This is a genomic window from Intestinibacter sp. (genome assembly GCF_022780145.1).
Lineage (GTDB): Bacteria > Bacillota > Clostridia > Peptostreptococcales > Peptostreptococcaceae > Intestinibacter.
The window spans coordinates 1-3603 of the sequence record NZ_JALEXO010000134.1 but is presented as its reverse complement, the minus strand read 5'-3'; the positions used below and the strand labels follow the sequence as shown (position 1 = coordinate 3603).

The 3603-nt window shown below is 31.0% G+C and carries 2 protein-coding genes; both read right to left on the bottom strand.

Annotated elements, in window-relative coordinates; all coding sequences use genetic code 11:
* Nucleotides 1-528: hypothetical protein (locus MR593_RS05315; protein ID WP_290690530.1), on the bottom strand; the 528-nt coding region annotated here is incomplete at its 3' end.
* A 189-nt stretch (nucleotides 529-717) separates the two neighbouring features.
* On the bottom strand, nucleotides 718-3216 hold the full coding sequence (locus MR593_RS05310) for a DUF4430 domain-containing protein (protein WP_290690528.1): 2499 nt from the start codon (nucleotides 3214-3216) through the stop codon (nucleotides 718-720).
* Nucleotides 3217-3603: the final 387 nt, after the last annotated feature.

The window sequence follows — 3603 nt, the reverse complement described above, 5'->3', positions numbered from 1 at the left end:
ATTCACCCCACAATAAGCACAATAAAGTACAGTTTTGCCATCTGATAAAAGCTTTTCAGACGAATTACATATACTGCATTTATACGAAATCTCTTTTAAATCCTTGTCCTTTAACCTATCTATATTTACATTTTCTAGCTTTTTATTGTCCATCTTTATTTGGTAGAAATCCTTATTTTGATTTTTATCTATTTCTCTCTCCATACTAGAAAAGCTCAAATCTAGTGATTTACTCGATGAAAGCCTTATATTATTATTTGAAGATTTTTTATTTGTATCTTCTTTTTCTACTTTTTTATTCTTTTCTCTCTTTGCCTTTGTAGTCTTTGATTTTATCTCCCTTGTGTAGAAGTATTTTATCTCCTTACTAAGACCGCAATACGGGCAAAATAACTCAAAATAAATATCTCCCATATCCTGAAGATCTTTTTCTGATATTTTAAATTCACTTTTACAATATGGGCATTCAAATCTTATAAAGCCCTCATCGTCTCCTAATATTTTTATATCGCTATTAAATATCTTCATGTGTATCACTCCAATATAAATTTTTAGTATGTAATCTTTTTCTATTTTAAATTAAATCTTATTCTATAAATACCCAAAATAATACAATAAAATCTATTAATGTATTATTTTTCCGTTTTTTTGCATGTAAAAAGTGTTAGAATAAAATTCTAACACTTTCATATTTGCTAAAAATAGATATAAATCATTCTACCATTCATTGTCCCAATCTACATTATTTCCTAAAAGCTTGTAAACTGATATAGATTTATTTGGATATTGAGAATAAACAGTGTATTCGTTTCCAGCTTTGTCTTTGTAGATTACATAAGCTGCTGCTGTCATTTCTCTATCAAATTGGACTTCTGGTATATTTATTATTGTTCCTAAATAAGTTACGTAGTTTTCTTCTTTATTTACTTCGTAGTTTACTTTACCTATACTTCTAGCTGCTAATTTATTATCTAATGTCAAAGCTTGTCCTTCTTCTAATAAGTTATAAGGTATAATTAAAGTACCTTTTTCTACTATTTCATCGCCGTCATCGTATAATTTAGTACCGAATCTTATACCGCTTTTGCCGTCTACTACTAATTTACCTTGTGCTCCTAGCATTTCTACGTGAGCCCATTTAGCTTTGTATGTTACATCTTCTGTATATGTACTACCTGATTGATATTTAGTAGTTGTATCGTCAGTATCAGAGTACCATCCTACAAAAGTATATCCATCTTTAGTTGGTATTTCTGGAGTATAGTCTAGAGCTTCTCCTTTTTTAACTGATTTAACTATTTTATCAGTACCGTTATCTGCATCAAATGTTACAGCTGGGTCTTTTTCTTTTACATCTATTGTAAAGTCAGGCATAGATGAGAAGTATCTTTCATTTTGAGGAGCGCTTAAGTTCGGATCTCCTTTTCCTTCTTCTCCTTTATCTGCGCCAAGTTCACTACCCCACCATTGAGTAAATATTCTACCTGATGTAAATTTATAGCTTCCTTCTTTATCGAATTTTACTGTAATAGTATTGTTAGTAGCTAAGTCGTATTGTTTACAATATCCTTTAACAGTACCTACAGTATCGTTTGTATATTCAACGAAAGTACCTTTATTTCCCCATGATTCTTGAAGCCAAGTTGGGTTGTATATAGTAGCTAATTTATATACTGGATGTGTGATACCCTTGAAGCTAATTTTTGCAGTATCGCCAGCTTGTAATTCTTCACCTTCTCTGCTCGCATTGACTACTGATATTTCTATTTTTCTAGCGTCTATTACTTTATAGTATTTCTTTGTTCCTTTGTCATTTTTTGCTATTATTCCTATTATGTTACTTCTATTTTCAAGTGGAAGAACATAACCAGCGTCAGTTTTTTCTATAGTTTTTCCATTGCATGTAACTTCTACTTCATCTGCACCTTCTACAGTAGGATTTATTGTATAATCTACAGATTTTCCTTCTGTATAGTATATAGTATCGTAAGATGTCAATGTTATATTAGAATCTATAGTTATTCCTGTGTGATTGTCTCCTATTACATCGTATACAACATATGCTGTATTGACTATTGATGATGCACCGTTATTTCCTACAGCGTCGTAAGTAACCTTTACTATTGAAGTTCCTTCTTTAACTGCTGTTACTGTAGCTTTGTCAGTAGTTTTTGTTGTATCTAAAGTAATGCTATCACCTTTTATTATTTCAAAATTAAAATCAGGTCTTGTTATGTTGTTATTTATTGGATTGTCTATTATTTGTGGAACTCTTCTTGGATATATAGTAGCAGTGTCTTTAGATTTTAATTCTTTAAAGTCGTATTGTAACCATAAATCGTTTGCAAAGTCATCTGGTAGAGTATCTATTGTTTCACCATAGCTACCTTGTGCCTCTTCACTTTGTGATTTTTGTTCTACTACTGTTATCTTATAAGTTTCAGCTGGAGTTTCACTAGCTGTTCCACCTGCTTGATTATTCATGCTTGGCCAGTCTGGATCACCACATTTTACAGTTATAACTGTTTTATCTTCTACTGGTATAGCTTGAATTCTTTTATATTCAGTGTCACCTACACTAGCTCTTACTTGGAAGTTTTTATTTGTAGCTGTTGGTGTAACAACTACTTGTTTTGTACCTTCTGGAACCTTTAGTTCGTATTCTTTAACATCACTTGAAAATTCTGGTGATAAAGTACCTACATCTGTCTTCAATGCCTTTAAAGTTTTATCATTGTTACTCCAAGAACCACCTAAATCGTCTCCATAGCTGCAAGTATACATAAATCTAACTTCATCATTGTCTTCCACTACTTGGTCTCCAATTCCTGTATTTGTAAACCAATCGTTTATTGTAACCATCCATCCACTTGCGCTTCCACCATCAAATTCTGATAAGCCATTAATACTAGAAACATAACCGCCGCTTTCTTCGTACTCGATTTTTTCTTTATCAAGCGCCTTTTTAAAAGCGTCAAGTCCGCTTGTTCCCTTAGGAACCTCTACTGTAGTACTTACGAGCTCACCTGTAAATGCAGGAGCTCCATCCCCAGTATCCTCTAAGAAAGTATTGTTTTCTACAGATACTTGTACAGTAATATTTTCATCAGTAGTCGTCTCTTCAGCAAATACTTGTAGAGGTAACATCGATACGATTAAACATATAGCTAAAAACGATGTCGCGATTTTTTTTAAACTTCTAAATAATTCCTTCATCTTCTTCCTCCCATATATTATTTATTAATATAATTATAATTTAAAGGTTGTTATCAAAAAGTATGATTTTAGTACTACTACTTAGTGCTACTACTTTTAATATAAGTATTACTACTAAAATACAACTTTTGATTTACTACACAAAAAATAAAAATTGACTGAAAACATATTGTCTAACAGTCAATTTTTAATTGATATATTTTTACTTTAAGGGTTGATTGCTATTTTAAATTATTTTTTAACTTTTATAGATTTTATAGTACTATAATTGCTGTAAATATTATTTCCATCTACAGTTCTATATGCTCTTACTTTAAAATAATAAGTCTTTCCCTTTGTTAGTCCTGTTTTTGTATAGCTCTTAGCTGTAGTAGTTTTTACTAAGCT

Coding starts and splice junctions, on each gene's coding strand:
- MR593_RS05310 (WP_290690528.1), bottom strand. CDS start 3,216: ATGAAGGAATTATTTAGAAGTTTAAAAAAAATCGCGACATCGTTTTTA.